The sequence below is a fragment of the Roseomonas gilardii subsp. gilardii genome (genome assembly GCF_023078375.1).
Classification (GTDB): Bacteria; Pseudomonadota; Alphaproteobacteria; order Acetobacterales; family Acetobacteraceae; genus Roseomonas; species Roseomonas gilardii.
Genome location: NZ_CP095555.1, coordinates 396,473 through 417,084, shown reverse-complemented (window position 1 = coordinate 417,084; position 20,612 = coordinate 396,473). Strand labels below are relative to the sequence as shown.

Below are 20,612 nucleotides of genomic sequence, written 5' to 3'. Positions count from 1 at the left end.
TCCCCGGTTCAGCCCGGCGCCGGGGCGAGGCCGAGGCTGGCCCACCAGGCCAGCGTGTCCCGCAGCCCTTCCTCGAAGCCGATGCCCGGCGTCCAGACCGTCTCCGGCAATTGCCGTTCCGCGTCGGAGCCCCAGTCCCGGTGCAGGATCTCCCGCGCCTTGCCGAGGCCGAAGAGGCCGCTTCGCCCGGTCAGCCGGGCCCAGCCATCCGCCGCCGCGCCCGCCGCCAGCATGGCCGCGTCCGGCACCTCCAGGAAGCGCGGCCGGTGCCGCAGCTCCCGCGCCAGGCGGTGCAGCAGCTCGCGCCAGCCATAGCCCTCGCGCCGCGCATCCGTGATCTCGAAGGTGCCGCCCAGCAGACCTGCCTGGGGGCCGGAACGGCAGAGGGCCGCGATGGCGCCCGCCACGTCCCGCGCATGCACCATGGCGATCCGCGGCTCCGGCGCGCGCGGCACCGGCACGATGGCGGAGGCCGCCAGGCGGCGCAGCAGCAGCCCTTCCCGGTCCCCAGGTCCGTAGATCACCGAGGGCCGCAGCACCACCCAGCGTCCCGCCGGCCCCAGCGCCGCCACGGCGGCCTGCTCGCCCGCCCGCTTGCTGCCGGCATAGGGGGAAAGCCGTGGCTCCCGCGCCGCCAGGGAGGAGACCAGCACGCAGCGGGCCTCCGGCGCCGCCTGGGCCACCGCCTCCGCCAGCCGGGCGCTGCCATCCCGGTTCACGGCCAGGAATTCGGAGGGCCGCCGTGCCTTGGTCAGCCCGGCCAGATGCACCACCGCCTGGGCGCCGGCCACCAGTTGGCACAGGGCCACCGCATCGGCGAGGTCGCCCCGCACAGCTTCCACCGGAACCCCTTCGGGCGCGGGTGCGCCCCGGACCAGCATCCGCACCCGCCAGCCCTGTGCCGCCAGCGCCGCGACCACATGGCGCCCGAGGAAGCCGGTCCCGCCCGTGACGGCGACCAGCGGGGCGCCGGTCATTCCGGCAGGGCCACGAGCGCGCTGGCCCCCGCCGTGAAGTGACCGGCCAGATAGAGGCTGCGCGCCCGGGTACGGCTGAGCTTGCCCGAGGAGGTGCGCGGCAGGCTGCCCGGCGGCACCAGCACGATCCGCGCCTCGACCCCATGGCGTGCGCGCAGCGTGCCGGCGGCCTCGGTGGCCAGCCGCTCGCGCTCTCCATTGTCCGGCGCGCCGCGTGCCTCGATCAGCATCACCACCTGCTCCGTCCCGTCCTCCTCCACCGAGAAGGCGGCGGCATCGCCGCTGCGGGCTGTCGCGATCGACTGCTCCACGGACCATTCCAGGTCCTGTGGCCAGACGTTGCGGCCGTTGACGATGATCAGGTCCTTGGCGCGGCCGGTGATCACGATCTGCCCGCCCAGGCGGTAGCCGAGGTCGCCCGTGTCGAGCCAGCCATCCGCTGAGAGCACGGCCGTGCTTTCCTCCGGCCTCTCGTCATAGCCCTGCATCAGCCCCGGCCCGCGCACCAGGACGCGCCCCACCTGCCGCTCGGGCAGCGGGGCGCCGGTGGCATCGCGGATCTCCAGCTCGGTGCCCGGGACCGGCGGGCCGCACAGCGCGAATTCCCGAAGCCGCGACCCATCCCCTGGGGGCATGGCGGTGCCCTCACGCTCCAGCCGGTCGAGGTCCACCATATCCGTCGCCAGCCCCTTGCCCAGTGGCGCGAAGCTGATGGCCAGGGTCGCCTCGGCCATGCCGTAGCTGGGCACGAAGGCCCCGGCGCGGAAGCCGTCCGGCTCGAAGGTCTCGGCGAAGCGCGCCAGCACATGCGGCCGGATCATGTCGCCCCCGATGCCCGCGGCGCGCCAGGAGGAGAGGTCGAGGGCCGGCCCCTTGGCCGGGTCCGGCCGCCCCCGCCGGGTGCACAGCTCGTAGCCGAAGCTGGGGCTGTAGGAGAGGGTGGCGCGGTTGCTGGAGATCAGCCGCAGCCAGAGCTGTGGCCGCCGCGCGAATTCCTGCGGCGAGAGGTAGTCCACCGTCACCTGCCCGGCGAGGGGCGCCAGCAGGAAGCCCACGAGGCCCATGTCGTGGTAGAGCGGCAGCCAGGACACCGCGCGGTCCTCCGGACCCACCTGGAGCCCGTGCCGCAGGATGGCGCGGATGTTCTCCATCAGGGCGCGCTGCGTGACGGCGACGCCCATGGGGAAGCGCGTGCTGCCCGAGGAGAACTGGAGATAGGCGATCTCGTCCTCGCCCAGCGGGACCGGTTCCGCGGCGCTTTCCGGGGCCGATGCCAGTCCCGCCACGGTTCCGAAGACCGTCAGCCCGGCCTCGGCGGCGAAGGGCGCCAGCCAGGGCTGGAGGGCCTCTGGCACGAAGAGTGCCGAGGCGCGTGCCGCCAGGGTCAGCCGGGAGATATGCTCGATATAGGTCTGGCGCCCGCCGAAGGCGACCGGGAGGGGCAGCAGCACCGGCACGAGGCCGGCATACTGGCAGGCCATGAAGGCTTCCACCACGTCGGGCCGCGTCTCGGCGATGATGGCCACGCGGTTCCCGCGTTCCAGCCCCGCGCCGGTCAGCCGCCTGGCCAGTTGCCGCGATGTTTCGCGCAGCCTGCGATAGGGCAGGGCCTGGGTCAGTTCGCCGCGGCCGTCATGGAAGCCCAGCCCCGTTTCCCCGCCGGCGGCATAGTCCAGTGCGTCGGGCAGGGTGGCGAAGGAGCCCAGCCGCCGGGGCAGCGAATGGCGCGTCGGGAGCATCGTCACCTCGGCATCAGCCGGCCAGGGCCGGGGCGGGCATGGCCCAGGAGCGGACAAGCGCCTCCGCCTCGGCGAGATCGTCCGGGTAGTCCACCTCGCCCCAGCTCAGGCCCTGGATGGAGGTCACACGGACCTGCCCCCCTGATGGCCTCCCTGATGGCTCCTCTGATGACCCATCTGGGCGATGGCGTGGATGACGGAGAGGTACCAGCGGCGCAGCCCCTCCGGCTGACGCAGCACGGCCTCCAGCCCATCGGCGAAGAGCGCGCCGCCCGTGCCCTGGAAGCGCAGCATGCCGATGGATTCACCGTTCGTCTCGTCCGGAGTCAGGGTCTTGCCGATGGCGCGCAGGCTCGCCCCATCTGCCGAGACCTTCATGTCATCGGCATCGTAATGGGATTTGCGGTCGATCGTGACGGTGATGGGCGCGGCGGGGGCCGACAGCAGGTGACGCAGTACCGCAGGTTCGAACAGGGTGTCGCCGTTCAGCAGCACCGTGTCGCCGGCTCGCAGCAGGTCACGGACCAGGAAGCAACTGCCGATATTCTCGGCGACGCCGAAGAAGGGATTGAAGACAGTCCGGACCGTCAGGCCCTTGGGCGTGATGCCGGGCAGTGCCGCCTCGATCGTCTCGGCCCTGAAACCCGTGACGAGCGTGACTTCCTCGATCCCGGCCTCGGACAGGCCCAGAAGCTGCCAGCCGAGAATGGGTTTGCCGCCCACGGGAAGGAGACATTTCGGGGTCCGCTCCGTAAACGGCAGGAGACGGCGCCCCTGGCCAGCACACAAGACGATGGCCTTCAATGTTCATATCCCATGATTGACGCTGGTGTATAAAGCTATCGCCCCCTGATGTAACACCTTTCTTTGGCTCGGCCATGCCCAGGGGACGGGGCAGCGCCCCGCTTGCAACACCCCGTTGCCTGCCATGCCGGGGGCAGTTTCTTTCAGGATATTGCGAACGATTGGCATTCTCTATAAGGCGGCGGGCGATTCGAAAAGCCATAAAGTTGAATATGTTGCGGGGGCATCATGATGCCCGGTGAAGCCAGTTCACGGGTCCGGTTCGACGGGGTGCTGGCTGGATTGCTACTGGTCACCGGTGCTGGAGACGCCGCAATCCCTCCCGGTCATCACGCGCGATCAGATGGACCAGCAGAACGCGCAGGCCCAGAACGGCGCCGTGCGGTACACGGCGGGCGTGACGCCGGAAACGCGCGGCGCGGCCGAAGTACCGGCGGTAGCCGGAGCCGCTGGCTCCGGCCCCTTCAGGCGGCGAGGTCCTGCCGGACGGTTTCCAGGCGCAGCCCGTCGGCCTGATCGAAGAGATGGGCGAGGCGCGTGTCCCAGTGGATCGGGAGCACCTCGCCGGGCGCGGCCTGGATGCGCTCGCGGAAGCTGCCCATGAAGCGATGGCCGCCCAGCATGCCGAAGACCTGGGTTTCCGAGCCCGTGGGCTCCATCACCTCCACCACCATCGGCAGGCCACCCTCGCCGACCAGCAGGTGCTCGGGACGGATGCCGTAGGTCACGCGGCGCCCGGGCGCGACCGGCGAGCCCGCGGGCAGCGGCAGGACCGTCCCGTCGCCGAGTTGCACGCCGCCCTCCACGGTCGTGCCGGGGAGGAGGTTCATGGCGGGCGAGCCGATGAAGCTGGCCACGAAGATGTTCGCCGGGCGGTCATAGAGTTCCAGGGGCACGCCGATCTGTTCCACGCGCCCGTCCTGCATCACCACGATCCGGTCGGCCATGGTCATGGCCTCGATCTGGTCATGCGTCACGTAGATCATCGTGGTGCGGAGCCGCTGGTGGAGCGCCTTGATCTCCGTGCGCATCTGGACGCGGAGCTTGGCATCCAGGTTCGACAGGGGCTCGTCGAAGAGGAAGACGGCCGGGTTGCGCACGATGGCGCGGCCCATGGCGACACGCTGCCGCTGCCCGCCCGAGAGATGGCGCGGCAGGCGGTCGAGCAGCTTGGACAGGCCCAGGATCTCCGCCGCCGGGCGCACCTTCTGCAGGATCTCCTCGGGCCTCGCCCTTTTCAGCTTCAGGGCGAAGGCCATGTTCTCCGCCACCGTCATGTGCGGATAGAGCGCGTAGTTCTGGAACACCATCGCGATGTCGCGATCCTTGGGCGGCACGTCGTTCACGACGCGCGGGCCGATGCTGATCGTGCCGCCCGTGATCGGTTCCAGCCCGGCGACCATGCGCAGCAGGGTGGACTTGCCGCAGCCCGAGGGGCCGACAAGGACGACGAAGGCGCCATCGGGGATGTCGATGGACACGCCGTGCATCACGGCATGAGCGCCATAGGCCTTGCGGACATTGTTGATGGTGACGGACGCCATTTCCCCTCGCTCCCCTTTTTCGTGTTCAGTGTCCGGCGATGACGCCCTTGCGCAACAGGAAGCAGCCATAGGGGCGGGCATCGCCGACCTGGACCACGGCGAAGCCCCTGCGGGCGGCCTCGTAGAAGGCGAAGCGCTCCAGCCCCTGCATGGCCAGTCCCGGCACCGCCCGGTCCAGCACCGCCTGGACCTCGCGCTGGATGGGGGGATCGTGGTGGGGGCGCCTACCACCTCCATGCGCCGGACCGGGCCGGGCTCGAAGTCGTCGATGGGCAGCAGGGTCAGGATCGCCGCCGCGACATCGGCCATGCGCAGGCCCGGAAGGCTGACGAGGCGCCCCGAGGCCGTGGAGCGGGCGATGGCGGTGGCGGGATGGTTGGCATCCACCAGGACCAGATCGTCGCCATGGCCCATCGAGGCGAGGACCCAGAGCAGGTCCGGCGTCAGGAGGGGAGGGATGGTCTTCAGCATGGCTCTTGCCCTCCTTGGCGCCCCCGCTTGCCGAGATAGATCCGCGCCGCATTGCCGCCGAGGATGCCGGCCTGTGCCCCTGGCGGCAGAGGGGCGAGGAGCGAAGCGGTGGCCGCGCACCAGCCGGGATAGGTTCCCGCCATGCGCAGCACGGGCCAGTCGCTGCCCCAGATCATGCGGTCCGGCCCGAAATGGCCCAGTGCGAGGGCCAGGTAGGGACGCAGATCCCCGGCGGTCCAGCCGGGCGCGGCCTCGGTCGCCAGGCCCGAGAGTTTGCAATGGACATGCGGCAGCCGCGCCAGCGCCGCCATGCCATCCGCCCAGCCTTGCCAGGACCGGGAGCCCGGCCCTTCCGCGATGGCGGGCTTGGCCAGATGGTCGATGACGATCGGGAGGTCGGGATGGGCCTCGGCGAAGCGCAGCAGATGGGGCAGGTGGCGGGGCTTCACCAGGGCATCGAAGACCAGCCCCAGGGCCTGCATCGCCTCCAGGGCCGGAAGCAGCGCCGGGCGCAGCAGCCAGTCGTCGTCGGGGAGGTCCTGGAGCATCGGCCGCAACCCGACCAGCAGCGGGTCCGCCGCCAGGCGCCGGAGATTGTCCGGGGCGTCGGGGGCTTCCAGGTCGCTCCAGCCGACCACGCCGAGGACACCGGATTCCGCCGCCGCGATGCCGAGCAGGTATCGGGTCTCGGCCTCCGTGGGCGCGGCCTGGACGGCGATGCTGCCGGTGATCCCGGCCTCGCGGAGCAGGGGGGCCAGATCCCCGGGGCCGAAATCCCGGTGGATCGCCGCCATCGCCGGCGTCAGCCAGCCATAGTCGCCCCGGGACAGGGCCCAGAAATGCTGGTGCGCGTCGATCCGGGGCGGGGGCGCGGCGGTCATGCCGGGACGGGTGCGTCTGGGCGCAGCAGGCCGGTGTCCCGCATCTCGGCCCAGAAGGCGGCGGGAACCGGCCGTTCCAGGGCGGAAAGGTTCCGCTGGACCTCCTCCGGGCTGCCCGCCCCCAGCACCACGGAGGAGACGGCCGGATGCGCGAGGCCGAAATGCAGGGCCGCATCCGCGAGGCGGACGCCATGCCGGGCGCAGACCGCCTCGATGCGGCGCACCGTGCCGAGGATCGCGGGCGGCGCGTCCCGGTAGTTGTACTTCGCCCCCGGGACGGCGCCGGTCGCCAGGATGCCGGAGTTGAAGACGCCGCCCAGCAGAATGCCGATGCCCTTTTCCAGGGCGAGCGGCAGGATATCGTCGAGCGCCCCCTGTTCCAGGAGCGTGTAGCGCCCGGCGAGCAGCATGGCGTCGAAATCGCCGGCGCGGGCGAAGCGGGCGCACATCGCACTCTCGTTGACGCCGACGCCGATGGCCTTCACCACGCCTTCGCGGCGCATCCGGTCCAGGGCGGGATAGGCGCCCTCCATCGCCTCGCGGAAACGCTGCCCGACGGCATCGCCATGAGTCCAGCGGTCCACGTCGTGGATCAGCAGCAGGTCGATCCGGTCCGTGCCCAGGCGGAGCAACGACTGCTCGACGCTGCGCAGCGTGCCGTCATAGGAGTAATCCACCACCGCCTGGTGCGGCAGGCCGCCGAGATAGCCCGAGCCGTCGCCGCGCCCCTGGCGCGGGTCCAGCCAGCGCCCGGCCTTGGTGGACAGCACCACGCCGTCACGGCCCGTGATCCGCAGGGCCGTGCCGCAGCGATGCTCCGACAGGCCGTGGCCATAGAGCGGCGAGGTGTCGAGCAGGGTGACGCCCTGCTCGATGGCGGCGACGGCGGCCCCGATGGCCAGGCGCTCATCCAGCCGGGCATAGAGATCGCCCAGGGGGGCGGCGCCGAAGCCGATGGCGGAGACCGCCAGCCCGGAGCGGCCGAGGGCGCGCGCGGGCAGGACGGGGCGGGGATCAGCCACCCTTCACCGCCCCCGCTGTGAGCCCGGCGACGATCTGGCGCTGTGCCACGATGGTGAGGATGAGCACCGGCAGCGTGACCACCAGCGCGGCGGCGGCCAGCGGCCCCCAGCTCACCTGCTCGAAGGACAGCATGTTGTAGACCGCGACCGGCAGGGTCCGCGTCTCGCGTCCGGCGAGGACGATGCCGAAGACGAAGTTGTTCCAGGAGAAGATGACCGAGAGGATGAAGGCCACCACGATCCCGGGCCGCGCGATGGGCAGCGCCACCTGCCGGAAGATCTCCCACTGGCTGGCGCCGTCGATCATGGCGGCCTCCTCCAGCTCCAGCGGCGTGGTCTCGAAATAGCCGATCATGATCCAGATCACGATCGGCACCGTGACCACGAGATGGATGACGATCTGCGGCACCAGGGAGCCGAGCAGGCCCAGCCACTGGAAGAGCAGGAACATCGGGATCAGGAAGGACAGGCCCGGCGTCATGCGGGCGATCATGATCACCACCGCCGAGCGGTGCGCCCCCAGCCGCGCGATGCCGTAGCCCGCGGGCACGCCGACCAGCAGCGCCAGCAGCGTCGCGGTGCCGGTGACGACGATGCTGTTCCAGAAATACAGCAGGAAGTTGTTGCTCTCGAAAACGCCGGTATAGTTCTTCCAGGCGATCCGGTCGGGGATCAGGATCGGCGGATAGGCGCCGTTGTCGATCTCGAACTTCAGCGAGAGGGACAGCATCCAGACGAAGAAGAGCAGGGCGGGCGAGACCACCAGCAGCCCGCAGAGGATCATCCCGATCTTGCGCATCAGCATGCGTGCCATCAGGCGGCCCCCGCACGGCGCGATCCGCGCGGCGGCGCAGATGCAGCAGCAGAAGCGACAGCAGCACGATGAAGAGGAAGAACACCACCGCGATGGCGGAGCCGTAGCCCACCTGATAGTAGGCGAAGGCCACGCTGTAGAGATACAGGTTGATCGTCTCCGAGGCCGTGCCCGGGCCGCCCTGGGTGATGGCGTAGATGATGTCGAAGCTCTTGAAGGCGTCGATGGTGCGGATGATCACAGCCACCATCAGGAAGGGGCTGAGCATCGGCAAGGTGAGGTAGCGGAGGCGCTGCCAGGCATTGGCGCCGTCGATCTGCGCGCTCTCGTAGGGTTCCTGCGGCAGCGAGGCGAGGCCGCCCAGCACGATCAGCATCACCAGCGGCGTCCACTGCCAGGTCTCGACCAGCACCAGGGAGGGGATCACCGTGTTCGGGTGGAAGACCCATTCCTGGGGCTCGATGCCGACCAGGGAGAGCAGGTAGTTCAGCACGCCGAGCTGCGGATGGAACATCATCGTCCAGACCAGGGCGATGGCGACCGGCGTCGCCATCATCGGCATGACGAAGATGCCCCGGAACAGCCCGCGCAGCGGCATCTCCTTGTGGAAGAAGAGCGCCGCCGCCGTGCCCAGCACCAGAGGCGCCACCACGGACAGCACCGTGTAGACCAGCGTGTGCCAGAGCGATTCCAGGAAGCGCGCATCCCCGGCGAGGCGGAGGTAGTTGGCCATCCCGACGAAATGGTGGCTTTCGCCCACCCGCCACTCGTTCAGGCTCATCCACAGGGTGAAGACCCAGGGGAAGAGGATCACCGCGCAGACGGTGAAGAGGGCCGGGAGCACGAAGGCCCAGTAGGCGCGGCGGCGCCGGTCGGTGCCGCCACCGGAAAGGGCCGCCTCGCCCGGCGCCGCCTGCGGCTCCGCCGGCGAGCTGGCCGAGGCGGCCCCGCTCATGCCCGCTCGCTCCGCTCCAGCACCGGCCGGAACTCCTGGGTCGCGCGCTTGAGCTCCGCGGCCGGGTCGGCGCCGGAGATCATGTTGGTGAGCGCCACGCCATAGACGTCACGGAACTCGGTGACGGGGATGATGACCGGCAGGGCGAGGCGGCTGACCGCCGCCGACTGCGCCACGGCATCCACCCATTCGCCCGGCATCTTCACGCCCTTGCGCACCTCGGGATCCGTCAGCACGGAGTTGCGGAAGGGCACGCCGGAGCCGGTCTGCAGCAGGCGCGCGCCCATTTCCCGCGACACCGCCCACTGGCAGTAGAGATAGGCGGCTTCCTTCTTCGCCGAGGCCGCGGCGACGCCGATGCCGTCGCCGAAGGTGCCGGCGGCCTGCACCTTGGGGCCCCTGGGCATCACGCCGTAGCCGACCTTGCCCACGACGCGGGACTTCTCCGGGTCCTCCAGCGGCGGGGCGAAGCCGATGCCGTCCAGCCACATGCCGATGCGGCCCTGGAGGAAGGCGGACTGGCATTCCGCCCAGTTGAAGCCCGAGATGCCCGGCGGGCCGGACTTGCTCAGCAGCCTCTGGTAGAGCTTCGCCGCCTCGATCGCCTCGGGCGTGTCCGTGCGCAGCTCGCCCTTCGCATCCACCGACGGCATGTCATAGCCGAGCATGAAGGTGGTCCAGACGGGTGTGTTGGCGTTGCGCAGCCCGCGCGCCACGAAGCCATAGGTGCGGCTGCGCGGATCGGTCAGCGCCTCGGCGGCCGCGACCATCTCATCGAAGGTGGTCGGGAAGGCGATCTTCTTCTGCGCGAAGAGATCCTTGTTCCAGTACAGGATCCAGTAGTCCACGGACCAGGGCAGGCCGCCGATGGTCTTGCCGTCGCGCGCGAAGGTGAGCCCGGCCTCGGAGAAGTCCGACAGCAGGTCCGGCGGCGTCAGGGCACGGTCGTTGATGTAGGGTGTGAGGTCGGCCAGCCAGCCGCCCTTCTCGAACTGCCGCTTCTGCACGTGGTAGCTGAGATGCACCACGTCGAAGCTGGGCTTGCCGGAGGCCAGCTCGATGGTGGCCTTCTGCCGCTGCTGCTGCTCCGGCGTCTGCTCGGCATTCACCTTGATGCCGGTGAGGTCCTCGAATTCCTTCTGGTAGCGCTGCAGGATGTCGCCGCGCGGGCTCTTGATGAGCGAGACCTCGATGGTCGTTCCGGCGTGCTTGCGCCAGTTGACCCCGCTTCCGCCCGCACCCTGGGCCAAGGAAGGCCGCGTGCCCGTCAGGCCACCGGCCAGGCCGAGACCGCCAAGTACCGCTCCTGTGCCGAGAAGCCGCCGACGCGTCGGCATGCGCAGCTCCGCCATACGTTCCTCCACTTCCCTCGGCGGCATCACCCGCCCAGCCGGATCTTCGGGACGGTTGTCGCCGCCCAGCCCTCTCCGGGGCTCGCCGCCTTCCCGTGACGGAGGCGGCGGTCATCCATGAGCGATTCCCATAGCCGCCCCGCGAGAAGCTTGCAACATGGTTTGAGGGGAGTAACATGTTGGCTTCATAACGCCGCCCTGTCAGGGGCGAAGGGAGTGGAACACATGCCCCGGGACACCCAGAATTTCGGTCTCTCCTGCGCCCTCACGACACCCTTCGGCACCGATGGCGCCGTGGATCTCGCGCGTCTGGTCGCGCAGGCCGGCTGGTGCCTGGAGCAGGGTTGCAGCAGCGTCACGGTCTTCGGCACGACGGGGGAAGGGGCCTCGATCGGCCTTTCCGCCCGGCGCGCGATCTTCTCGGCCCTGGGGGAGGCGGGGTTCGACTTCCGCCGTTCCGTCGTGGCGGGCGTCGCCGCCTCGGCGATGGAGGATGCGCTGGAACAGGCGCGCCTGGCCTATGACCATGGCTGCCGGGCCATCCTCCTGGCGCCGCCCTTCTACTTCAAGAATCCGAGCGAGGAGGGGCTCTTCCGGTGGTTCAGCGCCTTCCTGGACGGGCTTGGCGAGATGGCGCGGGATGTCATCCTCTACAACATCCCGTCGGTGACGGCGGTGCCGCTTCCGGTTTCCCTGATCACCCGCCTGCGGGAAGCCTATCCGCGGGCGATCCTGGGGGTGAAGGATTCCTCCGGCGACTGGCCCTATGCGCAGGCGCTGCTGGCCGCGCATCGCGACCTCGTCATCCTCATCGGCGACGAGCGGCGCCTGGCGCAGGCCGTGCGGATCGGCGCGCAGGGGGCGATCTCCGGCATGGCCAATATCCATCCCGACCGGCTGCTGCGGATGATCGGCACGGGTGAGGTGGATGCGGCCATGAGTCAGGCCGTGGACGAGTTGCTGAAGTATCCCGTCACGCCCGCCGTGAAGGCGCTGGTCGCGGCGCGCACCGGCGACCCCGCCTGGGCCAATACGCGTGCCCCGCTGCGGCCCCTGTCGGCCGAGGAGGCAGGGACGCTCGTGGCGCGGATACAGGCGATCTTCGGAGGATAGTGCCGGGGATGGTCGCCATCGTCGAACAGGCGCTGATGGACCGGGATTCGCCCAATCTGCGCTCCCGGGCCTATGACAGCTTCACGAGGCATCTGCTCGCGCGCGACCTGCGCGCGGGACAGTTCATCTCCCAGCGGGAGCTGGTGGAGATGACGCAGCTTCCGCTCGCGGCGATCCGGGAGATGATCCCGCGCCTGGAGGCGGAGGGGCTGGTCCGCACCGTTCCCAATCGCGGCATGCAGATTCCCCATGTCGATCTGGGCCTGATCCGGGAAGCCTTCCAGCTTCGCCTCTTCCTGGAGCGGGAGGCCGTGGCGAGCTTCACCCGGACGGCCAGCGACGAGACGGTCGCGGCGCTGGAGCGCGAGCACCGGGCCATCATCGACGAATGCCGGGCGGCGGCCGCGGGCGCCGGGATCACCGACGCGCATGTGCAGCATGCCCAGGACATCGACTGGAGCCTTCACACCAGCATCATCAATGCCCTGAACAACTCCATCATCGCCGATATCTACCGCGTCAATTCCATCAAAATCCGGCTGATCAAGCAGGAACAGACCCGGCTGAACGAGACCGTCCTGCTGCCGACCATGGAGGAGCATCTCGCGGTGATCGCGGCCATCCGGTCGCGCGATCCGCAGAAGGCCGCGGACGCCATGGGCGATCATGTGAACAGCGCCCGCGACCGCGCCATGGGGTTGCGCTGAATTCCTGACCGGCCCCGGCGGCCGGGGCCGGACGCCTTACACGAGCAGTTCGATCAGGAAGGGGCTGTTCCGGCCGAGGCTCCCCGCCAGGAGATCCGCCAGCCCGTCGAGGCTTTCCGTCCGGGCGGCCTCGACGCCCATCCCCTCGGCGAGCTTGACCCAGTCCAGGTCCGGGTTGCCCAGGTCGAGCATATTCATCGCGGTCGGGCCGGGATTGGCGCCCACACCCAGATATTCGCCCAGCAGGATCTGGTATTTCCGGTTGGCGATGATGATGGTGGTGACCGGCAGCCTTTCCCGCGCCTGGGTCCAGAGAGACTGCAAGGTGTACATGGCCGAGCCATCCGCCTGGAGGCTGATGACGCGCCGCTGCCCGCCCGCGCCGATGGCGGCGCCTGTGGCGACGGGCATGCCGTCCCCGATCGCCCCGCCGGTCAGTTGCAGCCAGTCATGCGGCGGCGCGGCATGGGTCTGGGGGTAGAAGCCCCGTCCGTAGGAGACGCTTTCGTCGGAGATGATGGCGCCCTCGGGCATCAGGGCGGCCACGGTGCGCGCCAGCCCTTCCGGCGTCGGCGCGCCGCGCACCGGTTCCGGGCGTGGGCCGGGATCGGGGATCTCGGCGCGGGGGGCGCCCAGCTCATCGGCGAGGGCCATCAGCGCCGCCTCGGCATCCTGCTCGTAGCGGCTGAGCACATGGACCTGGGCGTTGGGGGGGTAATGCGTGGAGGGCTTGCCGGGATAGGCGAAGAAGCCGACCGGCGCCTTGGCGTTCACCAGGATCAGGTGCTCGAACTCGGCGAGGGCCTGGATGGCGACATCGGCGACATAGGGCACGCGCTCCAGCTGCGGGCGGCCGCGGCCGCGGGACACGCGGGCATTGGACATCTCGCCCAGCAGCTTCGCCCCGCTGGCCTGTGCGATGCGCCAGGCCAGATCCTGGCCCTTCTCGCCCAGCGCGGCGCCGCCGAGGAGGATCAGGACGTTCCGCTTTTCGCGCAGGATGCGCGCGGCGGTCCGGACAGCCGCCGGGTCGGGTGCCGGGGCCGGTGGCACGGGAAGGGGCTCCACCACCACGCCGCCTTCGTTCCAGGAGGCATCGGAGGGCAGGATCAGCGTGGCGATCTGCCCCGGCGCGGTGCGGGCGGCCTGCACGGCCACCGCGGCGTCCCGCCCGACATCGGCGGCGGCCATGCTGGTGCGGACCCAGGCGGAAACGGGCCGGGCCCAACCTTCGGTATCGGCGGTGAGCTGCGCGTCATAGGGGCGGTGATAGGTCGCCTGATCGCCCACGACATTGACGATACCGCTGCGGGCGCGCCGGGCATTGTGGAGGTTGCCGAGCCCGTTCGCGAGTCCGGGGCCGCAATGCAGCAGGGTGCAGGCAGGCTTCCGCGCCATGCGCCAATAGCCATCGGCCATGCCGGTGACGACATTCTCCTGCAGCCCCAGGACGCAGCGCATGCCGGGGATCTGGTCCAGCGCCGCCACGAAATGCATCTCGCTGGTGCCCGGATTGGCGAAGCAGGTGTCCACGCCTGACTGGAGCAGCGTATGGACAAGGCTATGGGCACCGTTCATGGCGGTTCGTCTCTCCCGTGACAGTCTCGGGCGCGCAGACTGCGCGTGCCTGGCAAGGGCCGCAAGGCCCCGGCCCTCGCGGGCGAGGCCCTCCACAGCCGCGCCTCCAGCCGCTAGCCTGCCAGCCTGGGCCGCGCGTCAGAAAGCGGCTGTCATGGAGGATGTGGTGCGACCGACCCTCGGCATGGCTGGCCTCGCGCTGGCACTGGGCATTGTGCAGCCCGGCTTGGCGCAGGTGGCGCAGCCGGCGAATCCGCCGCCGGCCAACCCATTGCCGGTGAACCAGGGCACGGTGCCGTCCGATTGCAGCACGCATGTGAATTTCGACCGCAATGCCGACCTGCCCGGCTACCGGATCGCCGCTGGGGGGCGCGAGCAGTGCCTGCCCTTCATGCCCACGAACCAGCTCGTGCCGCCGGGGTATGGCCCGAACGATTTCTACGCACGGGAATTCACCGATGCGCGCATCCGGCAGCGCTGGGCGCAGTGCCGCGAGAATCCCGCCTGCGCCGGGCCGGCGCGCAAGGCTGCCGAGGGCTTCACCAGTTTCGAACCGCGCCGCACCGGCAGCGTCGATCCCGTGGGCCGCATCGACCAGGATGGCGAGGTGGACCTGCGCGCCATCCGCCGCCCGGTCTTCTTCGCGCGGGAGCCTTTCGCCGAGCCGATCGCCGGCGCCGAGGCGCGCACCCACACGGTCGAGTTCACGGTGCCGCGCGACAGCTACGAGCGCCTGCATCTCGGGCTGCGGGACCCCATCCGGCTGCGCGGCTGGTATCTGGAGGGGCAAGGGATCGAGGATGGGGCGGGCGCGCGGCGCCGGGCTCTGGTCATCATGAACAATGGCGGTGGCAGCGAACTGACCGCCACCGACGACCCCCGGGCGACCGGCGTGGCCCGGGATGCGGAGGGCCGCTATGTCGTCGATGCCTCGGCGAGGGGGAGGGCGAGCAGCCGGGCATGCGGCACTGGCGTGGCTTTGTCTGGGCGCTGAACGAGGCGGGATTCGATGTCCTGATCACGGACCGGCGCGGCAACGGCATCTCGGGCGGCGTCAACGGCTTCAACACCGCCGAGCAGGGCCGCGACATGGTACGCGAGCTGGAGCAGATGGAAAGCGGCAAGGGCCTGCGCATCCTGACGCCACAGGGCGAGATCCTGTCCGGCCCCGCCGCCGGCGGCAGGCTCATGGCCGGGATGAAGGCGCGGGAGATCCCGGTGGTGCTGGGTGGCTATTCGCGCGGCTCCTATGCCACGGCCTGGGCCATGCACCGCAACTTCGTGGCCGACTGCGACCGCGACCAGCCCGACCAGCCCTGCAAGCCGCCGCTGGGCTGGAGCAATATCCGTGGCGCCATCCTCTACGGCCCCAATTCGGGCGGCCTCGGCTATCGCATGGCGGGGCATGACATGGTCGAGGCCGCCCTGCGGATCGAGCGCAACACCACCTACTACCCGGACTCGGAGGTCTTCGCCGGCATCGCCCAATGGCCCGGCCTGCTGATCGCGAAGGGCATCTGGGATTATGTGGAGGGGCTGGAGGGTTCGCTCGATGCCTATCGGCGCGCGCGGGAGCCGAAGGAGATTTTCGTCTTCCGCGGCCCGCATCCGCTGAACACCCAGGCGCCGGAGAACATGCGGCTGGCCGGCGAACGCATGGTCGCCTTCGCGACGGCGGCCGTGCTGGGGCGGCCCGCCGTCCAGGGCGCGAAGGCCCCGGCGGATCTCAAGGCCCTCGTCGCCTCCAGCCCGCCCTATTGGGAAAGCACGACGCGCCCGGCGGAGTGACGGTCACGGCGCGGGCAGCCATTCCTCCAGCGTGACCTCGAAGGTCATGCAGACGGGATTCGATCCGGGCACGAAGGGGCCGCCGAAGACGTTCCCTTCCGTGTCCGCCACCACCCCGGTCAGGGCGGCGCGCGTGGCGCCGTCCTGGCCGGAGCGGACCTCGCCCGCGATGCTCACGACCTCCACGGCCGGCCCCTGGACATGGATGTAGCGCCCGTCGAGCGTGCCCAGGCAGGCATCGTTGAGGCTGCCCAGCGCCCCGCGCACGAAGGCATTGCGGAAGCCTTCCGCCAGGCACAGCTTCTCGACACCGAGGACCAGATCCTCGTTCGGCGCGATCCGCGCATAGGCGACGCGCCCCATCTGGCCGTTCTCGACAGTGATGGCATCAGACATTCCGGGGAATCCTGTGCGGTTGCAGAAGCGGGATGTTGGTTTCCGGATCATGGGCCTGCCGCAGCTCGAACTCGTCGAGGGAGGTCACCAGGACCGGGATCGGGACAGGGCCGACGATGCAGGCTTCCGTGACCACATGCCCGCCCTTGACCGCGCCCGAGGCGGTGCGGATCGTCGCATGGCAATGCACGAGCGGCCTGTCCTGAAGGCTCCGGCCCAGCGTGGCATTGCCGAAGACCATATAGGCCGCCCCCGCATCGATGGGCGCGCTGTAGGCGATCAGCGCCTGCCCGGACGGATCGGGCGGGGCCACGCAATATTGCAGGCTCTCGAAATAGCCCCCCAGGATGGTGGTGGAGGCGCTGGTGATGCCGGCCTCCGCCAGCGGGCGGACCAGCGCATCGAAGAGGCTCAGCCCCGGCTTGCAGCGCGAGCCGGATATGGCGCGCGGCATGGCCGTGCAGGCTCTGGATGCGCACCGGGTTGAAGATGCCCCGGTGATGCAGCAGCCTGGGCCTGGGGACATGCGCCGTGACGGAATATCCCATGATCGGTTTCCTTCCCGGAGTCAGTCTTGCCTGAGGACGAGGCGCGGCATCAGGCCGAGACCGGCTGTTCGGGTTGCGCCAGGCAGCCGCGGGCCTGCAATTCCTCCCGCACGAGTTTCTTGGTGATCTTGCCATAGGCGGATTTCGGCAGTTCCTCCCAGAAGAAGACCCGCTTCGGCAGCTTGTACCGGGCGATCCTCCCTTCCATCCAGGCGAGCAGTTCCGCCTCGTTCAGCGACATGCCCGGATGGGGCACGGCCACGGCGATGCCGACCTCGCCCCAGACACGGTCCGGCATGCCCAGCACCGCGACCTCCGCCAGGGCGGGGTGAGTCAGGAGCTTCTCCTCCACCTCCCGCGGATAGACGTTGGAACCACCGGAGATGTACATGTCCGAGGCACGGCCGGTGATGTAGAGGAAGCCCTCGCTGTCCTGATGGCCGAGGTCGCCGGTGCGGAACCAGCCATTGCGGAAGGCTTTCGCATTGGCCTCCGGGTTGTTGTAGTAGCCCGCGAAGACCGCCAGGCCACAGACGCAGACCTCGCCCGTCTCGCCGGGCGGCAGTTCGCGGCCGGACTCGTCCTGGATGGAGACCTGCATGGCGGTGCGCTCGTAGCCGCAGGTGCCGATGCGGACTCCGGGGCCATCTTCCGCCTCATGCAGAGCAGGCGGCAGGACGGTGATGTTGCCCGTGACCTCGCCCAGCCCGAAATACTGGACCAGGACCTTGCCGAGCTTGCGCAGGGCGTGCTTCTGGTCCTCGCGGTACATGGGCGCGCCCGCATAGATGACGTAGCGCAACGAGGAATGATCGTGGGCATCCACGGCCGGATGCTCCGTCAGCAGTTTCACGATGGTCGGCACCGTGAACATGTTGCTGACATGCCAGCGCTCCACCAATCCCCAGACCTCGTCCGGGTCGAGGCGGTCGCCCGCCGGCAGGATGGTCTTCACCGCCCTGGCGACCTGGGCGAGCTGGTGGATGCCCGCGCCATGCGACAGGGGCGCGACCACCAGGGAGGCATCCGCCGGACTCATTCCCGGCATCAGGTCGCAGAGGTGGTTCGTGGCGACGAAACCCATCTGGCCATGGGTGAGCACGGCGGCCTTGGGCCGTCCCGTGGTGCCGGAGGTGTAGAAGAACCAGCAGGGATCGTCATGCTCGACATCGGCGGGCGGGAAGGGGGTGCCGAGATGCTGCTCCACCAGGGCGTCGTAATCCTCGCCCACCCCGTTTCCGCCGATGGAGACGGTCAGGCGGAGATCCGGCGCCGCCCCGCGCACCGCGGCGGCATGGTCCGGGAACTCCGCGCCGCAGAGCATGGCCGAGGCGCCGCTGGATTCCGCCAGATAGGCGACCTCGGCGGGCGTCTGGCGGAAGTTGGTCGGCACCCAGACGGCGCCGAGCCGGAAGCAGGCGAACATGCTCTCGAAGAGCTGGTTGCAGTTGCGGGACTGCACCAGCACGCGGTCGCCCTTGCGGATTCCGCGCGCCGCCAGGGCATGGGCCATGGCGTCCACGCGCCGGTCCATCTCCGCCCAGCTCCATTGCCGCGTGCCCCAGACGAAGCCCGTTTCGTCCGCGTGGCGCCGGGCGGCCTGCCGCAGGAAGTGCGACAGGTTCATCACGCGCTTCGTGGCCGGCACGACGCCGCCGAGGGGGGCGAGGCCGCTCACGACAGGCGCTCCAGGATGGAGACGTAATTGGCAACGGCCGCGCCGCCCATGTTGAAGACGGCGCCCCGGTCGGCACGGGGAAGCTGCATGTCGCCCGCCCGTCCCGTGAGTTGCATCGCCGCCATCACATGCATCGAGACGCCGGTGGCGCCCACCGGATGGCCTTTCGATTTCAGCCCGCCGGAACGGTTCACCGGCAGCCGCCCATCCGGGGCGGTGATGCCATCCAGCGCCACGCGGGCGCCCTGGCCATGCGGCGCCAGCCCCATGGCCTCGTATTCGATCAGCTCCGCGATGGTGAAGCAGTCATGCGTCTCGACGAAGGAGAGGTCGTTCAAGCCGATCCCCGCATCGGCGAAGGCGCGTTGCCAGGCCTGGGCGCCGGCCTCGAAGCGTGTCGGATCGCGGCGCGACAGCGGCAGGTAGTCGTTCACCTGCACCGCCGCGCGGAAGCGCACGGCGTGCTCCATGGCGCAGGCGGTTTCCTCATCGGCCAGGATCAGCGCCGCCGCGCCGTCGCTGACCAGGGAGCAGTCCGTGCGCTTCAGCGGCCCGGCGACATAGGGGTTCTTCTCCGAGGCCGTGCGGCAGAACTCGAAGCCCAGGTCGCGCCGCATCTGCGCATAGGGATTGTCCACGCCGTTGCGGTGGTTCTTGGCGGCGATCGCGGCCAGGGCGTCCGTCTGGTCGCCGAAGCGCTGGAAGTAGTTCTCGGCGATGCGGCCGAAGACGCCGGCGAAGCCGCCGGGGATGTCGCCTTCCTCCCGCCGGTAGGAGGCGCCGAGCAGGTTGTCGCCCACCTGCGGTCCCGGTGTGGCGGTCATCTTCTCCACCCCGATCACCAGTGCCAGGCGGCCGCGGCCGGCGGCGATGAAGTCGCGCGCCGCGTAGATCGCCGCGGAGCCGGAGGCGCAGGCGTTCTCGCAGCGCGTCGCCGGCTTGAAGCGGAGCTCCGGCACACTCTGCATCGGCAGCGAAGCCGGGAAGTCCTGCCGGCTGAAGCCGTTGTTGAACTGCCCGACGAAGACCGCGTCCACCTCGCCCGGTGCGATGCCGGCGTCGGCGATGGCCGCGCCCGCCACGCGCGCGATCAGGCTTTCGGCATCCGGGTCCTCCAGCTTGCCGAAGGGGGAATGCGCCCAGCCGACGATGCAGGCTTCAGTCATGGTTCGGTTTCCTCATGGTTTGGGCCGCCGGGCGGCGCAGCGCGGCGGAGATGTTCGTGGCGCCGCTGGGGCGGGCGAGCAGGTCGCTGACCCGTCTGGCCTCGGCGGCGAGAAGGGCCGCGATCTGCGGGCGCCGGGCATCGCCCAGGCGGCTGTCGATCGCGGCAATGGACAGGGCTCCTTCGCAGCGTCCCTGCCGGTCCAGGATCGCCACGCCGACGCCCCAGCTTCCGGCGGTGAGATGGCCCGGGTTGAAGGCGAAGCCCTCGGCGCGGGTGCGGGCCACGGAGGCGCGCAGGATGTCCGGCGTGAAGCTGCGGTAGCGCTCCTCGGCGAACTCCGCGGCGCAGGCGGCGATCATCTCCTCGACCTCGTCATCGGGCAGGGTGGCGAGGATCGCCAGGCTGCCGGCGCCGACGCCCAGCGGATGCCGGTCGCCCGCCTGCAGCACATGGGAGCGGATGGGGAAGGGGCCTTCCTCCCGGTGCAGGCAGACCACGTGCCAGCCGCGCCGCACGGACAGGAAGGCGGTGTCCTCGCTCGCCTGCGCCAGGCGGACGAGGGAGGGCAGGGCGGCACGGTGGACGCCATAGCGGTCCGCCGCCAGGGAGCCGATGACGAAGGCCTCCGGCCCGAGATGGTAGCGTTCGCTGAGGCGGTCCTGTTCCACCAGCCCCTGCCGCTCCAGGCCGCGCAGCAGGCGGTGCACCGTGGGCTTGCTGAGGCGGGAATGCTGGGTGAGGTCGATCAGCCGCGCGCCCCGGCCGCCATGCCCGGCCACGAGGCGCAGCAGCCCGATGGCCCGTTCCAGGCTCTGCGTGCCGGACAGTTGAGCACGCTCAGACATGGTGCAACGCAAAATATTCCAACATGTGGACCTTGACTTCTCTTGGAAATTCGCTGCTTCCCGTCTGAAAAACTATGTCTTATAGACAAGTCCGTCAAAGCAAAATCATGGCGCTCTTTTCGAGGTCCATATTCCGGAACCGGAGCAACTTTCTTCCCGGACCTCGCGAGGCACGGACACGAAGTTGCTGGACCATGGGGCAGAAAGACCCCGTCGTGACCACGTTGTTATG

18 protein-coding genes and 3 pseudogenes are annotated in these 20,612 nt (G+C 69.9%); 4 read left to right on the top strand and 17 right to left on the bottom strand.

Annotated features, from left to right (window positions below; all coding sequences use genetic code 11):
• Positions 1-8: 8 nt before the first annotated feature.
• The 11 genes and pseudogenes from MVG78_RS21405 to MVG78_RS21360 all read right to left on the bottom strand — a co-directional run bounded on the left by MVG78_RS21405 (position 9) and on the right by MVG78_RS21360 (position 10,559).
• Positions 9-977: an NAD-dependent epimerase/dehydratase family protein gene (locus MVG78_RS21405; protein WP_247560822.1), complete on the bottom strand. Its 969-nt coding sequence runs from the start codon at positions 975-977 to the stop codon at positions 9-11.
• The gene (locus tag MVG78_RS21400; RefSeq protein ID WP_247561196.1) at positions 974-2,716 is read right to left on the bottom strand and encodes a fatty acyl-AMP ligase; all 1,743 of its coding nucleotides are present in this window, start codon (positions 2,714-2,716) and stop codon (positions 974-976) included. The genes MVG78_RS21405 and MVG78_RS21400 overlap by 4 nt, the downstream gene beginning before the upstream one ends.
• Before the next feature lie 123 nt (positions 2,717-2,839).
• Entirely contained in the window at positions 2,840-3,505 is a 666-nt protein-coding gene (locus MVG78_RS21395; protein WP_345892909.1) for a phosphocholine cytidylyltransferase family protein, read from the bottom strand.
• Between the two features lie 479 nt (positions 3,506-3,984).
• On the bottom strand, positions 3,985-5,064 hold the full coding sequence (locus MVG78_RS21390) for an ABC transporter ATP-binding protein (RefSeq protein ID WP_247560818.1): 1,080 nt from the start codon (positions 5,062-5,064) through the stop codon (positions 3,985-3,987).
• Positions 5,065-5,089: 25 nt separating this feature from the next.
• Positions 5,090-5,245 carry an RbsD/FucU domain-containing protein gene (locus tag MVG78_RS21885; RefSeq protein WP_345892908.1) on the bottom strand — a complete coding sequence of 52 codons (156 nt, stop codon included), beginning with the start codon at positions 5,243-5,245 and terminating at the stop codon, positions 5,090-5,092.
• A gap of 128 nt (positions 5,246-5,373) precedes the next feature.
• Positions 5,374-5,478, bottom strand: a pseudogene (locus MVG78_RS21880) (fucose-binding protein); the annotation flags it as partial.
• A gap of 50 nt (positions 5,479-5,528) precedes the next feature.
• Complete coding sequence (locus MVG78_RS21380; RefSeq protein WP_247560817.1) at positions 5,529-6,416, bottom strand: amidohydrolase family protein; 888 nt, start codon at positions 6,414-6,416, stop codon at positions 5,529-5,531.
• Positions 6,413-7,438, bottom strand: a complete 1,026-nt coding sequence (locus MVG78_RS21375) for an aldo/keto reductase (RefSeq protein ID WP_247560815.1) — start codon at positions 7,436-7,438, stop codon at positions 6,413-6,415. Before MVG78_RS21375 ends, MVG78_RS21380 begins: the two co-directional genes overlap by 4 nt.
• Complete coding sequence (locus tag MVG78_RS21370; protein WP_247560813.1) at positions 7,431-8,252, bottom strand: carbohydrate ABC transporter permease; 822 nt, start codon at positions 8,250-8,252, stop codon at positions 7,431-7,433. Before MVG78_RS21370 ends, MVG78_RS21375 begins: the two co-directional genes overlap by 8 nt.
• Positions 8,253-8,274: 22 nt before the next feature.
• Positions 8,275-9,207, bottom strand: a pseudogene (locus MVG78_RS21365) (carbohydrate ABC transporter permease); the annotation flags it as partial.
• Positions 9,204-10,559 carry an ABC transporter substrate-binding protein gene (locus tag MVG78_RS21360; RefSeq protein ID WP_428480843.1) on the bottom strand — a complete coding sequence of 452 codons (1,356 nt, stop codon included), beginning with the start codon at positions 10,557-10,559 and terminating at the stop codon, positions 9,204-9,206. The pseudogene MVG78_RS21365 and the gene MVG78_RS21360, both read right to left, overlap by 4 nt.
• A 225-nt stretch (positions 10,560-10,784) precedes the next feature.
• On the opposite strand from MVG78_RS21360, the gene MVG78_RS21355 reads away from it, so the two are divergent.
• Complete coding sequence (locus tag MVG78_RS21355) at positions 10,785-11,672, top strand: dihydrodipicolinate synthase family protein (RefSeq protein WP_247560810.1); 888 nt, start codon at positions 10,785-10,787, stop codon at positions 11,670-11,672.
• A gap of 8 nt (positions 11,673-11,680) precedes the next feature.
• Positions 11,681-12,379 carry a GntR family transcriptional regulator gene (locus MVG78_RS21350; protein WP_428480842.1) on the top strand — a complete coding sequence of 233 codons (699 nt, stop codon included), beginning with the start codon at positions 11,681-11,683 and terminating at the stop codon, positions 12,377-12,379.
• Positions 12,380-12,415: 36 nt separating this feature from the next.
• Here the strand turns inward: MVG78_RS21350 and MVG78_RS21345 are convergent, their stop codons facing one another.
• On the bottom strand, positions 12,416-13,957 hold the full coding sequence (locus MVG78_RS21345) for an acetolactate synthase large subunit (protein WP_247560808.1): 1,542 nt from the start codon (positions 13,955-13,957) through the stop codon (positions 12,416-12,418).
• A 166-nt stretch (positions 13,958-14,123) separates the two neighbouring features.
• Between MVG78_RS21345 and MVG78_RS21340 the strand changes: the two genes are divergently transcribed.
• Positions 14,124-14,951, top strand: coding sequence for a hypothetical protein (locus tag MVG78_RS21340; RefSeq protein ID WP_247560806.1), 828 nt, complete (start codon positions 14,124-14,126; stop codon positions 14,949-14,951).
• The gene (locus MVG78_RS21335; protein ID WP_247560804.1) at positions 14,918-15,745 is read left to right on the top strand and encodes an alpha/beta fold hydrolase; all 828 of its coding nucleotides are present in this window, start codon (positions 14,918-14,920) and stop codon (positions 15,743-15,745) included. Before MVG78_RS21340 ends, MVG78_RS21335 begins: the two co-directional genes overlap by 34 nt.
• 3 nt (positions 15,746-15,748) lie before the next feature.
• Here the strand turns inward: MVG78_RS21335 and MVG78_RS21330 are convergent, their stop codons facing one another.
• The 5 genes and pseudogenes from MVG78_RS21330 to MVG78_RS21310 form a co-directional block, all read right to left on the bottom strand.
• A complete protein-coding gene (locus MVG78_RS21330; protein WP_247560802.1) occupies positions 15,749-16,141 on the bottom strand; it encodes a PPC domain-containing DNA-binding protein in 393 nt (130 codons plus the stop codon).
• Positions 16,134-16,689, bottom strand: a pseudogene (locus tag MVG78_RS21325) (PPC domain-containing DNA-binding protein). Before MVG78_RS21325 ends, MVG78_RS21330 begins: the two are co-directional and overlap by 8 nt.
• A 49-nt stretch (positions 16,690-16,738) precedes the next feature.
• The gene (locus MVG78_RS21320) at positions 16,739-18,316 is read right to left on the bottom strand and encodes an acyl-CoA synthetase (protein WP_247561164.1); all 1,578 of its coding nucleotides are present in this window, start codon (positions 18,314-18,316) and stop codon (positions 16,739-16,741) included.
• Between the two features lie 47 nt (positions 18,317-18,363).
• Entirely contained in the window at positions 18,364-19,533 is a 1,170-nt protein-coding gene (locus MVG78_RS21315) for an acetyl-CoA acetyltransferase (protein ID WP_247560800.1), read from the bottom strand.
• A complete protein-coding gene (locus MVG78_RS21310) occupies positions 19,526-20,380 on the bottom strand; it encodes an IclR family transcriptional regulator (protein ID WP_247560799.1) in 855 nt (284 codons plus the stop codon). Before MVG78_RS21310 ends, MVG78_RS21315 begins: the two co-directional genes overlap by 8 nt.
• Positions 20,381-20,612: the final 232 nt, after the last annotated feature.